At 53.1% G+C, this 16741-nt stretch carries 15 protein-coding genes; 8 read left to right on the top strand and 7 right to left on the bottom strand.

Features of this window, described 5'->3' with window-relative positions; all coding sequences use genetic code 11:
- Positions 1-199: 199 nt before the first annotated feature.
- Positions 200-2158: an acetate--CoA ligase gene (acs, locus tag EAS44_RS22960; protein WP_000078225.1), complete on the bottom strand. Its 1959-nt coding sequence runs from the start codon at positions 2156-2158 to the stop codon at positions 200-202.
- Positions 2159-2549: 391 nt separating this feature from the next.
- On the opposite strand from acs, the gene nrfA reads away from it, so the two are divergent.
- The 8 genes from nrfA to gltP all read left to right on the top strand — a co-directional run bounded on the left by nrfA (position 2550) and on the right by gltP (position 10581).
- Entirely contained in the window at positions 2550-3986 is a 1437-nt protein-coding gene (gene nrfA, locus EAS44_RS22950) for an ammonia-forming nitrite reductase cytochrome c552 subunit (RefSeq protein WP_000196879.1), read from the top strand.
- Positions 3987-4030: 44 nt separating this feature from the next.
- Positions 4031-4597, top strand: coding sequence for a cytochrome c nitrite reductase pentaheme subunit (gene nrfB / locus EAS44_RS22945; protein WP_001296647.1), 567 nt, complete (start codon positions 4031-4033; stop codon positions 4595-4597).
- Positions 4594-5265 (top strand): cytochrome c nitrite reductase Fe-S protein, encoded by a 672-nt coding sequence (gene nrfC / locus EAS44_RS22940; protein WP_000220273.1) that lies wholly within the window; start codon positions 4594-4596, stop codon positions 5263-5265. Before nrfB ends, nrfC begins: the two co-directional genes overlap by 4 nt.
- Entirely contained in the window at positions 5262-6218 is a 957-nt protein-coding gene (nrfD, locus tag EAS44_RS22935) for a cytochrome c nitrite reductase subunit NrfD (RefSeq protein ID WP_000195192.1), read from the top strand. Before nrfC ends, nrfD begins: the two co-directional genes overlap by 4 nt.
- Before the next feature lie 19 nt (positions 6219-6237).
- Positions 6238-7956: a heme lyase CcmF/NrfE family subunit gene (gene nrfE, locus EAS44_RS22930; RefSeq protein ID WP_071526754.1), complete on the top strand. Its 1719-nt coding sequence runs from the start codon at positions 6238-6240 to the stop codon at positions 7954-7956.
- The gene (gene nrfF, locus EAS44_RS22925) at positions 7949-8332 is read left to right on the top strand and encodes a heme lyase NrfEFG subunit NrfF (protein ID WP_001032550.1); all 384 of its coding nucleotides are present in this window, start codon (positions 7949-7951) and stop codon (positions 8330-8332) included. Before nrfE ends, nrfF begins: the two co-directional genes overlap by 8 nt.
- Positions 8329-8925, top strand: a complete 597-nt coding sequence (gene nrfG / locus EAS44_RS22920; RefSeq protein WP_000812994.1) for a heme lyase NrfEFG subunit NrfG — start codon at positions 8329-8331, stop codon at positions 8923-8925. Before nrfF ends, nrfG begins: the two co-directional genes overlap by 4 nt.
- 342 nt (positions 8926-9267) lie before the next feature.
- Positions 9268-10581 carry a glutamate/aspartate:proton symporter GltP gene (gltP, locus tag EAS44_RS22915; protein ID WP_000789579.1) on the top strand — a complete coding sequence of 438 codons (1314 nt, stop codon included), beginning with the start codon at positions 9268-9270 and terminating at the stop codon, positions 10579-10581.
- 147 nt (positions 10582-10728) lie between these two features.
- Here the strand turns inward: gltP and yjcO are convergent, their stop codons facing one another.
- The 6 genes from yjcO to EAS44_RS22885 all read right to left on the bottom strand — a co-directional run bounded on the left by yjcO (position 10729) and on the right by EAS44_RS22885 (position 16599).
- Positions 10729-11418 carry a Sel1 family TPR-like repeat protein YjcO gene (yjcO, locus tag EAS44_RS22910; RefSeq protein ID WP_001296650.1) on the bottom strand — a complete coding sequence of 230 codons (690 nt, stop codon included), beginning with the start codon at positions 11416-11418 and terminating at the stop codon, positions 10729-10731.
- 110 nt (positions 11419-11528) lie between these two features.
- Complete coding sequence (locus EAS44_RS22905; protein ID WP_000156933.1) at positions 11529-12233, bottom strand: ABC transporter ATP-binding protein; 705 nt, start codon at positions 12231-12233, stop codon at positions 11529-11531.
- Positions 12220-13056 (bottom strand): ABC transporter ATP-binding protein, encoded by an 837-nt coding sequence (locus EAS44_RS22900; RefSeq protein WP_000132446.1) that lies wholly within the window; start codon positions 13054-13056, stop codon positions 12220-12222. The genes EAS44_RS22905 and EAS44_RS22900 overlap by 14 nt, the downstream gene beginning before the upstream one ends.
- Positions 13049-13882, bottom strand: coding sequence for an ABC transporter permease (locus EAS44_RS22895; protein WP_001131977.1), 834 nt, complete (start codon positions 13880-13882; stop codon positions 13049-13051). The genes EAS44_RS22900 and EAS44_RS22895 overlap by 8 nt, the downstream gene beginning before the upstream one ends.
- On the bottom strand, positions 13882-14931 hold the full coding sequence (locus tag EAS44_RS22890; protein WP_000117651.1) for an ABC transporter permease: 1050 nt from the start codon (positions 14929-14931) through the stop codon (positions 13882-13884). The genes EAS44_RS22895 and EAS44_RS22890 overlap by 1 nt, the downstream gene beginning before the upstream one ends.
- A gap of 99 nt (positions 14932-15030) precedes the next feature.
- On the bottom strand, positions 15031-16599 hold the full coding sequence (locus tag EAS44_RS22885; RefSeq protein ID WP_000592281.1) for an ABC transporter substrate-binding protein: 1569 nt from the start codon (positions 16597-16599) through the stop codon (positions 15031-15033).
- Positions 16600-16741: the final 142 nt, after the last annotated feature.

The raw sequence follows: 16741 nt of genomic DNA, 5'->3' as shown, positions 1-16741 counted from the left end.
GCCGGATAAGGCGTTATACGCCGCATCCGGCAATCAATGCCTGATGCGACGCTGTCGCGTCTTATCAGGCCTACAGCCGTTGCCGAATGTAGGCCGGATAAGGCGTTCACGCCGCATCCGGCAACCAGCGCCTGATGCGCCGCTGTCGCGTCTTATCAGGCCTACAAACCGTTACCGACTCGCATCCGGCAATTGTGGGTTACGATGGCATCGCGATGGCCTGCTTCTCTTCAAGCAGCTTCTCGACTACGCCAGGATCGGCAAGCGTCGAGGTATCGCCCAGGTTGCTGGTATCGCCCGCCGCAATTTTGCGCAGAATACGGCGCATAATTTTGCCGGAGCGGGTTTTAGGCAGGGAGTCGGTCCAGTGCAGCACGTCTGGCGTCGCCAGCGGGCCAATCTCTTTACGCACCCAGTTGCGGACTTCTGCGTACAGTTCTGGTGACGGTTCCTCCCCGTGATTAAGCGTGACGTAGGCGTAGATCGCCTGACCTTTAATATTGTGCGGAATACCGACCACAGCGGCTTCGGCAATTTTCGGATGCGCCACCAGCGCCGACTCAATCTCTGCCGTCCCCAGGCGGTGACCGGAGACGTTCAGCACGTCGTCCACGCGCCCGGTGATCCAGTAATAGCCATCTTCATCGCGACGCGCGCCGTCGCCGCTGAAATACATATTTTTGAAGGTGGAGAAGTAGGTCTGCTCAAAACGTTCGTGATCGCCAAACAGAGTACGCGCCTGACCCGGCCAGGAGTCGGTGATCACCAGACTGCCTTCGGTGGCCCCCTCCAGCGGGTTACCTTCGTTATCGACCAGCGCTGGTTGCACGCCGAAGAACGGACGTGTTGCCGAACCGGCTTTCAGCTCGGTAGCGCCAGGCAGTGGCGTGATCATGAAACCGCCAGTTTCGGTCTGCCACCAGGTGTCGACCACCGGGCATTTCTCATTGCCGATCTTCTTCCAGTACCACTCCCACGCTTCCGGGTTAATTGGCTCGCCCACGGAACCGAGAATGCGCAGCGACGAACGGTCGGTGCCTTCGATCGCTTTATCGCCTTCCGCCATCAGCGCGCGAATCGCCGTGGGCGCGGTATAGAGAATATTGACCTGATGCTTGTCCACCACCTGCGCCATACGGGCAGGCGTCGGCCAGTTCGGTACGCCTTCAAACATCAGCGTGGTCGCGCCGCAGGCCAGCGGGCCATACAGCAAATAACTGTGTCCGGTAACCCAGCCCACATCGGCGGTGCACCAGTAGATGTCGCCCGGATGATAATCAAAGACATATTTAAAGGTCAGCGCCGCGTACACCAGATAACCGCCGGTAGTGTGCAGCACGCCTTTTGGCTTACCGGTAGAACCGGAGGTATAGAGAATAAACAGCGGATCTTCGGCGTTCATCTCTTCCGCCTGGTGCTGATCGCTGGCTTGCTCAACCAGGTCGTGCCACCACAGGTCGCGCCCTTCCTGCCAGTCAATTTTTCCGCCAGTACGCTTCAGTACCACCACATGCTCTACGCTGGTGACGTTCGGGTTTTTCAGCGCGTCATCAACGTTTTTCTTCAGCGGAATACTACGCCCGGCACGCACACCTTCGTCGGAAGTGATCACCAGTCGTGAACTGGAGTCGATAATGCGTCCGGCAACGGCTTCCGGCGAGAAGCCGCCGAAAATCACCGAATGTACCGCGCCAATGCGGGCGCAGGCCAGCATCGCGACCGCGGCTTCCGGTACCATCGGCATATAAATCGCAACTACGTCACCTTTTTTAATGCCCAGTTCGAGCAGGGTATTGGCGAAGCGGCAGACGTCGCGGTGCAGCTCTTTATAGCTAATATGTTTGCTCTGGCTGGCGTCGTCGCCTTCCCAGATGATGGCGGTACGATCGCCGTTTTCTTGCAGATGGCGGTCAAGGCAGTTTGCCGCCAGATTCAGCGTGCCGTCCTCGTACCATTTAATGGACACATTACCGGGGGCAAAGGAGGTGTTTTTCACCTTCTGGTACGGTGTGATCCAGTCGAGAATTTTTCCCTGTTCGCCCCAGAAGGTATCTGGTGCGTTAATAGATTGTTGATACATCGCCTCGTACTGCTGAGGGTTTATCAGGCAACGGTCTGCGATGTTGGCAGGAATGGTGTGTTTGTGAATTTGACTCATGCTTTTGTTCTCCTTGTAAGATGTTAATAATATGTGGCATAAGCGTTAAATGTAGGGGTATTGGCAGTTTTGTTTAGTATTTGGGCGACAGATCACGCAAAAGTAGAATTGTGCAAATAAACGGCAGGGTAATTTTTGAAGGTCAGCAACAAAAGTTGATTAATTCTTTGAGGAACATGCAGTTATGCATGCTGTTGAAAAAGAGGAAGATACTGACTAACTCTAAAGTGGTATTTTACATGCACTTACAATTGATTAAAGACAACATTCATAGTGTGGTTATTTGTTACACATAGGGACGAGCAATGTCATGACAGTGTAGGTGCGGTTACTGTCGTGAAAAACAATAAAAACCGCCATTGCAACAATGGCGCAATTCGGATGAAGCCCTATGACAAGGATAAAAATAAACGCACGCCGTATCTTCAGCTTATTGATTCCTTTTTTCTTTTTCACTTCTGTTCACGCTGAACAAACGGCTGCTCCCGCAACACCTGTAACTGTGGAAGCGAAGAATGAAACCTTTGCCCCGCAGCATCCCGATCAATATCTCTCCTGGAAAGCTACCTCGGAACAGTCAGAGCGTGTTGACGCCCTGGCGGAAGATCCACGGCTGGTGATCCTGTGGGCAGGGTATCCCTTCTCGCGCGATTACAACAAGCCGCGTGGACATGCCTTTGCTGTGACCGATGTGCGTGAAACCCTGCGTACCGGTGCGCCGAAAAACGCTGAAGATGGTCCGCTACCGATGGCGTGCTGGAGTTGTAAAAGCCCGGATGTGGCGCGTCTGATCCAGAAAGACGGCGAAGATGGCTACTTCCACGGAAAATGGGCGCGCGGCGGCCCGGAAATCGTCAACAACTTAGGTTGTGCCGATTGCCATAACACCGCCTCACCAGAGTTCGCCAAAGGCAAACCGGAGTTAACCCTTTCCCGTCCGTATGCGGCTCGCGCGATGGAAGCCATTGGTAAACCTTTCGAGAAAGCCGGACGTTTCGACCAGCAATCGATGGTTTGCGGTCAGTGCCATGTGGAGTATTACTTCGACGGCAAAAACAAAGCGGTTAAATTCCCGTGGGATGACGGCATGAAAGTCGAAAATATGGAGCAGTATTACGACAAAATTGCCTTCTCTGACTGGACTAACTCCCTGTCGAAAACGCCAATGCTGAAAGCGCAGCACCCGGAATATGAAACCTGGACAGCGGGCATTCACGGCAAAAACAACGTGACCTGTATCGATTGCCATATGCCAAAAGTGCAGAACGCCGAAGGCAAACTCTACACCGACCATAAAATTGGTAATCCGTTTGATAACTTCGCCCAGACTTGTGCGAACTGCCATACCCAGGACAAAGCTGCCTTGCAAAAAGTGGTCGCGGAACGTAAGCAGTCGATTAACGACCTGAAAATCAAGGTTGAAGATCAACTGGTTCACGCTCACTTCGAAGCGAAAGCGGCACTGGATGCAGGCGCAACGGAAGCCGAAATGAAGCCGATTCAGGACGATATCCGTCATGCCCAGTGGCGTTGGGATTTGGCGATCGCTTCCCACGGCATTCATATGCACGCACCGGAAGAAGGTCTGAGGATGCTCGGTACGGCGATGGATAAAGCGGCGGATGCACGCACCAAACTGGCGCGCCTGCTGGCGACCAAAGGCATAACCCATGAAATCCAGATCCCGGATATCTCGACCAAAGAGAAAGCCCAGCAGGCCATTGGCCTGAACATGGAGCAAATCAAGGCCGAGAAGCAGGACTTCATCAAAACGGTGATCCCGCAGTGGGAAGAGCAGGCACGTAAAAACGGTCTGTTAAGCCAATAACCCCGTTCCGCCTCGCAAGGGGCGGAAAACACAATGGAGTGAATATGAGCGTATTACGTTCGTTATTAACTGCCGGGGTGCTGGCGTCGGGCCTGTTGTGGAGCCTGAACGGAATTACCGCTACCCCTGCGGCGCAGGCATCTGGTGATCGCTACGAAGTTACCCAGCAGCGTAACCCGGATGCCGCCTGTCTGGACTGTCATAAGCCAGATACCGAAGGTATGCATGGCAAACATGCTTCCGTTATCAACCCGAATAACAAACTGCCGGTCACCTGCACCAACTGCCACGGTCAGCCATCACCGCAACACCGCGAAGGGGTGAAAGATGTGATGCGCTTTAACGAGCCGATGTACAAGGTTGGAGAGCAGAACAGCGTCTGTATGTCCTGCCATCTGCCGGAACAGTTGCAAAAAGCGTTCTGGCCGCACGATGTCCACGTAACCAAAGTGGCGTGCGCCAGCTGCCATTCCCTGCATCCACAGCAAGATACGATGCAGACGTTAAGTGACAAAGGACGGATTAAGATTTGCGTCGATTGCCACAGCGATCAACGCACCAATCCGAACTTTAACCCGGCGTCTGTTCCGTTGCTTAAGGAGCAGCCATGACCTGGTCACGTCGCCAGTTTCTCACCGGCGTCGGTGTGCTGGCCGCCGTCAGCGGCACCGCAGGACGCGTGGTGGCGAAAACGTTGAATATCAATGGTGTGCGTTACGGCATGGTGCATGACGAGTCGTTATGCATCGGCTGTACCGCCTGTATGGATGCTTGTCGGGAAGTGAACAAGGTGCCGGAAGGCGTCTCGCGCCTGACGATTATTCGTAGCGAGCCGCAGGGCGAATTTCCTGATGTGAAATATCGCTTCTTCCGTAAGTCTTGCCAGCACTGCGATCATGCGCCGTGCGTTGATGTCTGCCCGACCGGTGCGTCTTTTCGCGACGCTGCCAGTGGGATTGTCGATGTTAATCCGGATCTCTGCGTCGGTTGTCAGTACTGCATCGCCGCCTGTCCGTACCGCGTGCGCTTTATCCATCCGGTCACGAAGACGGCGGACAAATGCGATTTCTGCCGTAAGACCCATTTGCAGGCCGGTAAGCTGCCCGCGTGCGTTGAGGCTTGCCCGACGAAGGCGCTGACGTTTGGCAATCTGGACGATCCCAGCAGTGAGATTTCGCAACTGCTGCGCCAGAAGCCCACTTACCGCTACAAGCTGGCGCTGGGAACCAAACCGAAGCTGTACCGCGTACCGTTTAAATACGGGGAGGTGAGCCAATGACGCAGACTTCCGCATTTCATTTTGAATCGCTGGTGTGGGACTGGCCGATTGCCATCTACCTGTTTTTGATTGGTATTTCTGCCGGTCTGGTGACGCTGGCCGTACTGTTACGTCGTGTCTACCCGCAGGCGGGCGGTGCAGACAGTACGTTGCTGCGCACCACGCTGATTGTCGGGCCTGGCGCGGTGATCCTCGGTCTGTTGATCCTCGTCTTCCACCTGACAAGACCGTGGACCTTCTGGAAGCTGATGTTCCACTACAGTTTTACCTCGGTGATGTCGATGGGGGTGATGCTGTTTCAGCTTTACATGGTGGTGCTGGTGCTGTGGCTGGCGAAAATCTTTGAACATGATTTGCTTGCCCTGCAACAACGCTGGTTGCCGAAGCTGGGGATCGTGCAAAAGGTCTTGAGCCTGCTGACGCCCGTTCATCGCGGACTGGAAACATTGATGCTGGTGCTGGCGGTGTTGTTGGGGGCTTATACCGGCTTTCTGCTGTCGGCGCTGAAATCGTATCCGTTCCTCAATAACCCGATCCTGCCGGTGCTGTTCCTCTTCTCCGGCATCTCGTCCGGTGCGGCGGTGGCGCTGATCGCCATGGCGATACGCCAACGCAGTAACCCGCATTCCACGGAAGCGCACTTTGTACACCGTATGGAAATCCCCGTGGTATGGGGTGAAATCTTCCTGCTGGTGGCGTTTTTTGTCGGTCTGGCGCTGGGCGATGACGGTAAAGTGCGTGCGCTGGTGGCGGCATTGGGCGGCGGTTTCTGGACATGGTGGTTCTGGCTTGGTGTCGCCGGGCTGGGGCTGATTGTGCCAATGTTGCTCAAACCGTGGGTCAATCGCAGTTCCGGCATTCCTGCCGTGCTGGCTGCGTGTGGGGCCAGCCTGGTCGGCGTGTTGATGCTGCGCTTTTTCATTCTCTACGCCGGGCAGTTGACGGTGGCGTAAGCCAGAACAGAGGTGGTTTCTGGACGTATTCCTTCCTGAAGTCGGTTTTCTGGCGTTGTTGTTAAGTCTCGGGGTCAACGTGTTGACCCCGTTGACGGCCTTCGCGGGAGTGCGGTTGCGCTGGCCTGCCATGATGCGACTCACTTGCATCGGCATTCTGGCGCAGTTCGCGCTCCTGCTGCTCGCCTTTGGCGTACTGACGTATTGTTTTCTCATCAGCGATTTCTCGGTCATTTATGTCGCCCAACATAGCTATAGCCTGCTGTCGTGGGAACTCAAACTGGCGGCGGTGTGGGGCGGTCATGAAGGTTCGCTGCTGCTTTGGGTGCTGCTGCTTTCCGCCTGGAGCGTGCTGTTTGCCTGGCATTATCGACAGCAAACCGATCCGCTATTTCCGCTCACGTTAACGGTTTTATCGCTGATACTTGCCGCACTGCTGCTGTTTGTTGTCGGATGGTCCGATCCTTTTGTGAGGATATTTCCGCCCGCAATAGAAGGGCGCGATCTCAATCCGATGCTGCAACATCCCGGTCTTATCTTTCATCCACCGCTGCTTTATCTCGGCTACGGCGGTTTGATGGTGGCGGCGAGCGTGGCGCTGGCGAGTTTACTGCGCGGCGAGTTTGGTGGTACCTGCGCCCGAATTTGCTGGCGTTGGGCACTACCTGGCTGGAGCGCATTAACAGCGGGGATCATCCTCGGTTCCTGGTGGGCCTATTGCGAACTGGGCTGGGGCGGCTGGTGGTTCTGGGATCCGGTGGAAAACGCGTCGTTATTACCCTGGCTTTCTGCCACAGCGCTGCTGCACAGTTTATCCCTGACACGCCAGCGGGGGATTTTCCGCCACTGGTCGCTGTTGCTGGCGATAGTAACTCTGATGCTGTCGCTGCTGGGCACCTTAATTGTCCGTTCTGGCATTCTGGTTTCGGTTCATGCGTTCGCGCTGGATAACGTCCGCGCCGTGCCGTTGTTCAGCCTGTTTGCACTGATTAGCCTTGCGTCTCTGGCTCTGTATGGCTGGCGAGCGCGGGACGGTGGCCCGGCGGTGCGTTTTTCGGGGTTATCGCGGGAAATGTTAATCCTCGCTACGCTGTTGCTGTTTTGCGCAGTGCTACTGATCGTGCTGGTGGGAACGCTTTATCCGATGATTTACGGCCTGCTGGGCTGGGGACGCCTCTCCGTTGGCGCGCCGTATTTTAACCGCGCGACGTTACCGTTTGCTCTGTTGATGCTGGTGGTGATTGTGCTGGCGACGTTTGTCTCTGGCAAACGTGCTCAGCTTCCGGCGCTGCTGGCGCATGCGGGCGTGCTGTTATTTGCCGCGGGGATCGTGGTTTCCAGCGTCAGCCGTCAGGAGATCAGCCTGAATTTACAGCCGGGTCAGCAGGTGACGCTGGCAGGATACACCTTCCGTTTTGAGCGCCTCGATCTGCAAGCCAAAGGCAATTACACCAGTGAAAAAGCGATAGTGGCACTGTTTGACCATCAGCAACGCATTGGTGAATTAACGCCGGAGCGGCGTTTTTACGAAGCACGTCGTCAGCAAATGATGGAACCGTCAATTCGCTGGAATGGCATCCATGACTGGTATGCGGTCATGGGCGAGAAAACCGGAGCGGATCGTTACGCTTTTCGTTTGTATGTACAAAGCGGTGTGCGCTGGATCTGGGGGGGAGGATTGTTGATGATTGCGGGCGCATTGTTAAGCGGATGGCGGGGAAGGAAGCGCGATGAATAAAGGGCTTCTCACGCTACTGCTGTTATTTACCTGTTTTGCGCGCGCTCAGGTTGTAGACACCTGGCAATTCGCCAATCCGCAACAACAGCAACAGGCGTTAAATATTGCCAGCCAGTTACGTTGTCCGCAGTGCCAGAATCAGAACTTACTGGAATCCAATGCGCCGGTGGCAGTCAGTATGCGCCATCAGGTTTACACCATGGTGGAAGAGGGGAAAAGTGAAGTCGAAATCATTGACTGGATGACCGAACGCTACGGAGATTTTGTTCGCTATAACCCACCGTTAACGGGTCAGACGCTGGTGTTGTGGGCGCTGCCAGTAGTGTTGTTACTGCTGATGGCACTGATCCTCTGGCGAGTGAGGGCGAAGCGATGAAACAGCCCCAAATACCGGTGAAAATGCTGACAACACTCACGATTTTGATGGTATTTCTCTGTGTCGGCAGTTATCTGTTAAGTCCAAAATGGCAGGCTGTACGTACGGAGTATCAGCGTCAGCGCGATCCGCTGCATCAGTTTGCCAGCCAGCAAACCCCGGAAGCGCAGCTTCAGGCATTGCAGGATAAAATCCGTGCTAATCCACAAAACAGCGAACAGTGGGCGTTACTGGGCGAGTATTATCTGTGGCAAAACGATTACAGCAATTCGCTGCTGGCGTACCGTCAGGCGTTGCAACTACGTGGTGAGAACGCTGAACTGTATGCGGCGCTGGCGACGGTGCTGTATTACCAGGCCAGCCAACATATGACCGTCCAGACTCGCGCAATGATCGACAGAGCCCTCGCGCTGGACTCTAACGAAATCACCGCTCTGATGCTGCTGGCTTCCGATGCGTTTATGCAGGCGAACTACGCGCAAGCCATCGAACTATGGCAAAAAGTGATGGATCTCAACTCACCCCGGATCAACCGGACACAGCTGGTCGAGTCGATTAATATGGCGAAATTGTTGCAGCGGAGATCAGATTAATCATCTGGTGATGAAGATTATGTTATTGAGCTGCATAAAAAATAATCGAATGAACATATAATCAAAAATAATCACCAATCAGTATTATTGCAGATTAAACAAATAAAAATCCTTCTATAACAAATGGTTATTCATTAATCCTGCCATAAACTCGCGTTATTATGCATTAATGCAGCGAAAAGCTCTGTTGTTAAAGGGTTGCGCAACATACCGCGCAAATGATACTGATCATAAGCGTTAAAAAAATCTACAAACCAACGCAACACAATTCATGCCCTGGCAGTATGTCACGTTCTCGCGTTTCTGAACGGGGAACGGCGCTCCATTGAGGAAGTTATTCTGATGAAAAATATAAAATTCAGCCTGGCCTGGCAGATTCTGTTTGCTATGGTGCTGGGCATTCTCCTGGGAAGCTACCTGCACCACCATAGCGACAGCCGCGACTGGCTGGTCGTCAATTTGCTCTCTCCGGCGGGTGATATCTTCATCCATCTGATCAAAATGATTGTTGTGCCGATTGTGATCTCCACACTGGTGGTGGGTATCGCGGGTGTTGGTGATGCCAAACAGCTCGGGCGTATTGGTGCGAAAACCATTATCTACTTCGAGGTGATCACCACCGTCGCCATCATTTTGGGGATCACTCTGGCGAACGTCTTCCAGCCCGGTGCCGGGGTGGATATGTCGCAGCTGGCGACCGTCGATATCTCGAAATATCAGAGCACTACGGAAGCGGTACAAAGCAGTTCCCACGGCATTATGGGCACGATTTTGTCGCTGGTGCCGACGAACATCGTGGCGTCGATGGCGAAAGGCGAAATGCTGCCGATCATCTTCTTCTCGGTGCTGTTTGGTCTGGGGCTTTCATCCCTGCCCGCGACGCATCGTGAACCGCTGGTGACAGTTTTCCGCTCCATCTCTGAAACCATGTTTAAAGTGACTCACATGGTGATGCGTTATGCGCCGGTGGGTGTGTTTGCGCTGATTGCGGTGACGGTGGCTAACTTTGGTTTCTCGTCTCTGTGGCCACTGGCGAAACTGGTGCTGCTGGTGCATTTCGCCATTCTGTTCTTCGCGCTGGTAGTGCTGGGAATTGTGGCGCGCCTGTGCGGGTTAAGCGTCTGGATCCTGATTCGTATTCTGAAAGATGAGCTGATTCTGGCGTACTCCACTGCCAGCTCTGAAAGCGTGCTGCCGCGAATTATTGAGAAGATGGAAGCCTACGGAGCACCGGCGTCGATCACCAGTTTCGTGGTGCCGACCGGTTACTCTTTTAACCTTGATGGTTCGACGCTGTATCAAAGTATTGCCGCTATTTTCATCGCTCAGCTGTATGGCATTGACCTGTCCATCTGGCAGGAAATCATTCTGGTGCTGACGCTGATGGTGACCTCGAAAGGGATTGCTGGCGTGCCGGGCGTGTCGTTTGTGGTGTTGCTGGCAACGCTGGGCAGCGTAGGGATCCCGCTGGAAGGTCTGGCGTTTATTGCCGGTGTTGACCGTATCCTCGACATGGCGCGTACTGCGCTGAACGTGGTGGGTAATGCGCTGGCGGTGCTGGTGATTGCCAAATGGGAACACAAATTTGACCGTAAGAAAGCGCTGGCTTATGAGCGTGAAGTACTGGGCAAATTTGATAAAACTGCGGATCAGTAATTGAAGATTGCCGGGGGGATATCCACCCGGCAATGTGTGGATGCCTGACTGAGTAATAGCCTGATGTAGCGTGATTTTTGTAGGTCGGATAAGGCGTTTACGCCGCATCCGACATCAATGCCTGATGCGACGTTTGCTGCGCCTACCTTAACCGTTAGTTAATTTTTCAAACTCTTCACAACCGGTATCAAATCCTTCCATACAGCTCAGATTCAACCAGTGCAGCGCCTTTTGTTTATTCTTCTCGATAAAACCCTCTTCACCGTTTAAGAACATCATTCCCGCCCAGTATTCGGAATAACCGGTTCGGGAAATCGCGGAGCTACGCTTGAAATACCAGGTTGCTTTGTCATCGTCGGCCTTAATGCCCACGCCGTTGGCGTAAATCAAACCAAGCAGCATTTGGGCATCGACGGCAGAGTCGTTCTCCAGATCTTCCGAGGCGTTTTCTAACAGCGAAATCGCCTTTGGATAATCCGGTTTACCCGCTTGCGTATTTACCAGAATATGCGCCAGCGTTACTTCACCTTCTTTACTGCCCGCTTGCGCTGCTTTCTCGGCAAGCACTTTTGCTTGTGGATAGTCCAGACTGACCGGATTGGTGATTTTGATCTGCGCCAACAGCGCACAGGCATCGGCATCACCGCTGTCGGCGGCTTTCTGTGCCCAATATTCGGCTTTGCTCAAATCGCCGGAGCTAAACCAGCTGTCGGCAAGAAAATATTGTGCGCGTCGGTCTCCGGCCTCTGCTGCCTTTAAATACTGGCTGCCAGGCTCGGAGTCGTTCGCGTGGGCAAAGAATGTCAAAAACAACATCAAAGTGATAATTTTTTTCATTTTGATAATGAAGTTTGGTAGGGGAGAGACAGTATAAAGTGTTCGGGTGGACAAAAAAACAACTGTAAAAAGACCTGAAAGCAGAATGAATTAATGCAATGTCAGGTTTTTTAATCCATCCGATGTTCCCCCTTTTCCATGGCGTCGCGATCAAAAAATCGCTGAATTTTTCCCTCGGACATCAATGCCGCTCGATCAGACATATGCGCGATGACATCGGCATCGTGACTGACCAGCAGATATGTCATTTGGTGTTCCAGCTTAAGTTGATTCAACAAATTAAGGATTTCCGCTTGTACCGACATATCCAACGCCGAGGTGGGTTCATCCAGCAGAAGAAGTTGTGGTCGTAACAACAGGGCGCGAGCAATAACCACACGTTGCCGTTGACCACCGGAAAGCTGGTGTGGGTAGCGACGAGCGGCGTCGAAAGGCAAGCCAACCTGTTCCAGTGCAGTCTGGACGCGTTTTTCTATTTCTCTTTCGCCACGAATTTTGAGTGGTTCAGCCAGCGTTCGCCACAGAGTATGATTGGGATGCAACGAGGCATAGGGATCCTGAAACACCATTTGCACATTGCGGCGGAGATCGCCTTGAAAACGCATTCCTGGTTTGATGGTGTGCCCAAACAGTGACACCTGACCGTGCCAGTCGCGCTGTAATCCAGCAATTACGCGCAAAATCGTGGATTTTCCGCAGCTTGATTCGCCAATTAAACTAAATGTCTCTCCGGCATTAACCGAAAAACTGGCGGCAGAAACTGCGGTTTTCTCAGCAAAAGTCACCTGTAAGTGATTAATTTCAACAATCGTCATGGTATTTCTCCGGCGTCATTGCCGTCCTGTCCAGCGTCGGCAGCATCTGCCCGTAAGTTTGTGCATTTGGGCGGCAAGTCCACAGTGTGCGCGTGTAAGGATGCGTTGCTGTAGGTAGCGCAGCAGCGTGCATTTCATCCACCTTATTTCCCTGATACATCACCAGCACCCGATGGCAAAATTGGGCAACTAATGGCAGGTCGTGACTGATCAGCAACATTGCCATCTGACGTTGTTCACACTGGGTAACCAGCAGTTCCAGAATCTGATTACGCAGGCGCACATCCAGTGCTGATGTTGGCTCATCGGCAATCAATACCCGGGGATCGTTGATGAGCGCAATTGCAATCATCACTCGCTGCCCCATGCCGCCAGAAAGTTCACGAGGATAGCTTTGCAGTACTCGCGTATTGAGGCCGACAGCCTGAATTGCGGTGTTTATTTTCTCTTCTTTCTCGCGGCGGTTCAGACGTTGATGGAGCGTAAGCGCCTCTTCCAGTTGCGCTTTTACTGTCTTTACTGGATTAAGCGCGTAACGCGGATCTTGCAATACCATCGCGATATCGTTACCGCGCAACTGTTGCCATCCACGCGCGTTAAGGGTGAGTGCATCACGCCCCAGAATGTTAAGTGTGTCCGCGGTTACTACACCCGGTTTACGCACCAGCCCCATCAGGGCGCGGGCGGTCATGGACTTACCTGAACCCGACTCACCGACCAGCGCCAGACGTTCATTGCCTAATGTAAAACTGACATTGTTGACGACCCGGGACTCCGGATAATCGACGCAGAGATTGTTGATACTAAGACGTGAGTCAGTCATGTTGAGGCTCCAGAACATCGCGCAAGCCATCACCCAGCAGATTAAAGGCCAGACTGGCAATTAAGATAATTGCGCCGGGAGCGGCGGCAATCCACCATTGATCAAAAATGACCTGCATACCGTCGGCGATCATGGCTCCCCATTCCGCCATTGGCGGGCGAGCACCAAGCCCAAGAAAACCCAGGCCAGCAGCCGCCAGAATGATACCCGCTAAATCCAGTGCCAGACGGACAATGGCAGATGGCAGGCACAATGGTAAAATATGACCAGCCAGCAGACGCCTGCCGCGGATGCCCATCATTTCTGCGGCGGCAAGATAATCACTGTGTCGCAGACGTTGGATCTCACTCCGTGCCTGACGCGCATAAGCAGGCCAGGTGGTTAATGCCAGGGCCAGTGCGCCGTTAACCAGCCCCGGCCCCAGCATGGCAACAAAAGCAAAAGCCAGAATTAAACGCGGCATTGACATTACTACGTCAGTAAAACGCATCAGCACGCGTTCCAGCCAGCCGCCGTAGTACCCGGCTAAAATGCCAATCAGCAGACCGACCGGGAGTGTAATGATTGTCACCAATGCCACCAGCCCCAGTGCCGGGCGGCTGCCGTAGATTAAACGTGAAAGTAGGTCTCGTCCGTAACTGTCAGTGCCGAGCCAGTGCTGACGACTCGGTGCTTGTAACCGCGCCGCCGCATCCTGCCAGTTAGGATCGTGAGGTGCCAGCCACGGCGCGAAGAGCGCAATTAGCATTAATAACAGGATAATTATCAACCCGCAAAACGCGGCGGGTGAATGGCGTAAACGGCGTAAAAAGAGAAACATCGGCATCAGCGTAACCTCGGATCGGTCAGCCGGACCAGCAGGTCGGTTAAGTTATTTATCAACACAAAGCAGACGCCAATCAGCAGCGTTCCTCCCATGATTGCTGTGGTATCACCCGCGAAGAGCGCTGTAGTGAGGTAGCGCCCAATACCTGGCCATGAAAAGACGGTTTCTGTCAGTACCGCGCCTTCCAGCATTGATGTATAGGCGAGGGCGATAACGGTGAGCAAGGTGCCGCGAATGTTGGGTAAAACATGACGTAGCAAAATTGTCATCTCGCTGGCCCCTTTGGCGCGCGCCAGCAGAATATATTCTTTATTCATTTCGCCAAGACAGGCGGAACGAGTCAGGCGCGTAATACTGGCGAGCGAGAAGTACGCCAGTAATAAAACCGGAAGTATCAAATGGTTGATTGCATTGGTAAATGCCTCGCGATCGCCAGAAAGCCACGTATCAATCAGCGCAAATCCGCTGCGGGGTTCTATGGTGAATTGATAAATATCATCCAGCCTGCCCGGCCCGGCACTCCATTGCAGTCTGGCGTAGAACAGCGCCAGCATCAGCAGACCAAGCCAAAAAACAGGGACGGAATTTCCCAGTAGAGTTAATGTTCGCACGGTGAAATCCAGCGGAGAACCGACATAACGGGCGCAAAGTACACCCGCAATGACGCCGACAACAGCACCGACAATAAGCGCCAACGTTGCCAGTTCAATGGTCGCCGGGAATACTGATAGCAAGTCCTGGAGTACCGGTTGCCCGGTGGAGCTGGCGATGCCCAGATCGCCGTGTGCCAGATTCATCAGGTAATGCCAGAACTGGACGGCTAACGGCTGATCCAATCCTAACTGGTGGCGTACCTGATCATAGGTGGACTGGCTGGCGTGATCGCCAACGATTTGTAGTACGCGATCGACCGGTGAGAGAGCCGAAAGCGCAAAGGTAATCAGCAGCAGGCCGAGTAGCGTCAGAGCAACGGTAAACAGCCCTTGCAACAGCGCGAGCAGAGGGCGCTTGCCTCGCCATCTCGCGCGAGTGGAAAAAACGACAGACATGATCTTTCCATACAGTGATAAATCAGCGGCTGGCCTGCAATACAGGCCAGCCCTGGTACCGCGCCCGGTAACAGGGCTGGACGCGAGTTGCATACAGGGTTATTTGGTTACCTGATCAAACCAGACCATATCGGCATTCAACCCTTGTTGATACCCCTGCACATTATCACGCATGACAATTTGCGTTTTGCCTTGATCAATAAAGACATACGGGGAACTACGTTGTAGTTCTTGTTGCATTTTCTTATACAAATCAAGACGTTTAGTGCTATCAGGTTCAGCGATGGCCGCCAGCGTTTCTTTGTTCAGTTCCGGGATTTTCCAGCCGTTTAACCCGGCAACGGTGCTGGATTTGCCATCGTTATAGGCGAAAGAGCTGGCGTTGGAATGTGCGTCAAAATAATCAGGCAACCACATACGAATGGCCCCCTGATGCTGGTGGGCGCGAACGCGAGAGTAGACCTGACTCCCTGCGGCTGGCAGCAAATCAACTTTTACACCGCCCTGAGCAAAGCTGGCCTGAATTGACTGCGCGATGGTAATAAATGGCGGTTTATTTTCGACATCAAGCGTGAAGTGCGGGTCTTTGATTCCGGCTTTAGCGAGGATCTCTTTTGCTTTGGCTGGATTAAAGGTAAACGGTGTTTCTTCCAGTGCTCCAGGAAAGCCCACGGGCAGGAAACTTTGATGGGTAAAATATTGTCCTTTTAAGAGATTTTTGGTGATGCCGTCGTAATCGACCAACCAGCGAGCGGCCTCCCAGAACGCAGGATTACTCATCAGCGGGTTATCCTTGTTACCGGTATTGAAGGCCAGGTAGTTCTGTTCGGCGGAGGCAATGCTCATCACTTTTACGCCAGGTTTACCCTGTAATGCATCGATTTGATCGGCTCCCAGATCACGAGCCATATCAGCATCACCTTGTTGGATCAGCAGGCGACGCGTTGCCGGATCGGGAACATTTTTGATGATGACGTTTTTCAGTTTCGGGGCGCCGGTTGGTGAGCTGGCGTTGGCTTCCATCACGATGGCCTGATGCGGTTGGTAAGTACGCATTTTAAACGCGCCGCTGCCAGCGGAATGCATCTTCAGCCATTCATTACCAAAGTCGTTATTTTTGGCGTTTGGCGCAACCAGCTTCTCGTCAACAATTGAGGCGATTGGTGTGGAGAGAATATTCAGTGCCAGCGCCGGGCTGACGTCGGCACTCCATTGCACCTGGACGGTATGGTCATCGATTTTCTTCAACTGGCTGGCGATATTTTCCGGCTGCCATCCCAGCACATTGAGAATAAACGCACCGGATTTATTCAGTGTGACAGCCCGGACATAAGAGTAAATCACATCTTCCGGGCGTACCGGATTACCAGAGGCAAATTTCGCATCGCTTTTCAGTTTTATGGTTAGCGTTTTGGCTGCGGGGTCAGCCTGCCAACTTTCCGCCAGAATCGGAGTGATTTTCGTCGGATCATTACGGTCCGGTTGTACTACGCGTTGATACAGACTTGGTACAGTCTGAATACTTGAGAGTTCATTAGCTTCTGCCGGGTCCAGACTCACAATATCATCCAGTCCCTGGGCTACAACCAACGTATTAGGCGGTGTAGCGGCAACGGTTGTGGCGGAAATTGTGCTTAAAACCAGTAAAGGTAATAGTTTTTTAATCATATGCTTCCCAATCCCTGAAATTACTTTGAGGTTATTAATATGCTATCAGACGGGGTTTCGCTGCATTAATCGCGCCAGAATATCCCGTTAATAGAACGAGTTAAACGGTCGATGATTTCTCACCTTACCGAAATTTTGTTTA

Origin of the sequence: Escherichia coli DSM 30083 = JCM 1649 = ATCC 11775 (genome assembly GCF_003697165.2) — a bacterium.
Taxonomy (GTDB): Bacteria; Pseudomonadota; Gammaproteobacteria; order Enterobacterales; family Enterobacteriaceae; genus Escherichia; species Escherichia coli.
Note: the sequence above shows the minus strand (reverse complement) of the source record. Positions and strands in the feature narration are given on the sequence as shown.

Excerpts from the sequence above, each read along its gene's own strand:
- acs (WP_000078225.1), bottom strand. The coding sequence starts at position 2,158 with ATGAGTCAAATTCACAAACACACCATTCCTGCCAACATCGCAGACCGT.
- nrfA (WP_000196879.1), top strand. The coding sequence starts at position 2,550 with ATGACAAGGATAAAAATAAACGCACGCCGTATCTTCAGCTTATTGATT.
- nrfB (WP_001296647.1), top strand. The coding sequence starts at position 4,031 with ATGAGCGTATTACGTTCGTTATTAACTGCCGGGGTGCTGGCGTCGGGC.
- nrfC (WP_000220273.1), top strand. The coding sequence starts at position 4,594 with ATGACCTGGTCACGTCGCCAGTTTCTCACCGGCGTCGGTGTGCTGGCC.
- nrfD (WP_000195192.1), top strand. The coding sequence starts at position 5,262 with ATGACGCAGACTTCCGCATTTCATTTTGAATCGCTGGTGTGGGACTGG.
- nrfF (WP_001032550.1), top strand. The coding sequence starts at position 7,949 with ATGAATAAAGGGCTTCTCACGCTACTGCTGTTATTTACCTGTTTTGCG.
- nrfG (WP_000812994.1), top strand. The coding sequence starts at position 8,329 with ATGAAACAGCCCCAAATACCGGTGAAAATGCTGACAACACTCACGATT.
- gltP (WP_000789579.1), top strand. The coding sequence starts at position 9,268 with ATGAAAAATATAAAATTCAGCCTGGCCTGGCAGATTCTGTTTGCTATG.
- yjcO (WP_001296650.1), bottom strand. The coding sequence starts at position 11,418 with ATGAAAAAAATTATCACTTTGATGTTGTTTTTGACATTCTTTGCCCAC.
- EAS44_RS22905 (WP_000156933.1), bottom strand. The coding sequence starts at position 12,233 with ATGACGATTGTTGAAATTAATCACTTACAGGTGACTTTTGCTGAGAAA.
- EAS44_RS22900 (WP_000132446.1), bottom strand. The coding sequence starts at position 13,056 with ATGACTGACTCACGTCTTAGTATCAACAATCTCTGCGTCGATTATCCG.
- EAS44_RS22895 (WP_001131977.1), bottom strand. The coding sequence starts at position 13,882 with ATGCCGATGTTTCTCTTTTTACGCCGTTTACGCCATTCACCCGCCGCG.
- EAS44_RS22890 (WP_000117651.1), bottom strand. The coding sequence starts at position 14,931 with ATGTCTGTCGTTTTTTCCACTCGCGCGAGATGGCGAGGCAAGCGCCCT.
- EAS44_RS22885 (WP_000592281.1), bottom strand. The coding sequence starts at position 16,599 with ATGATTAAAAAACTATTACCTTTACTGGTTTTAAGCACAATTTCCGCC.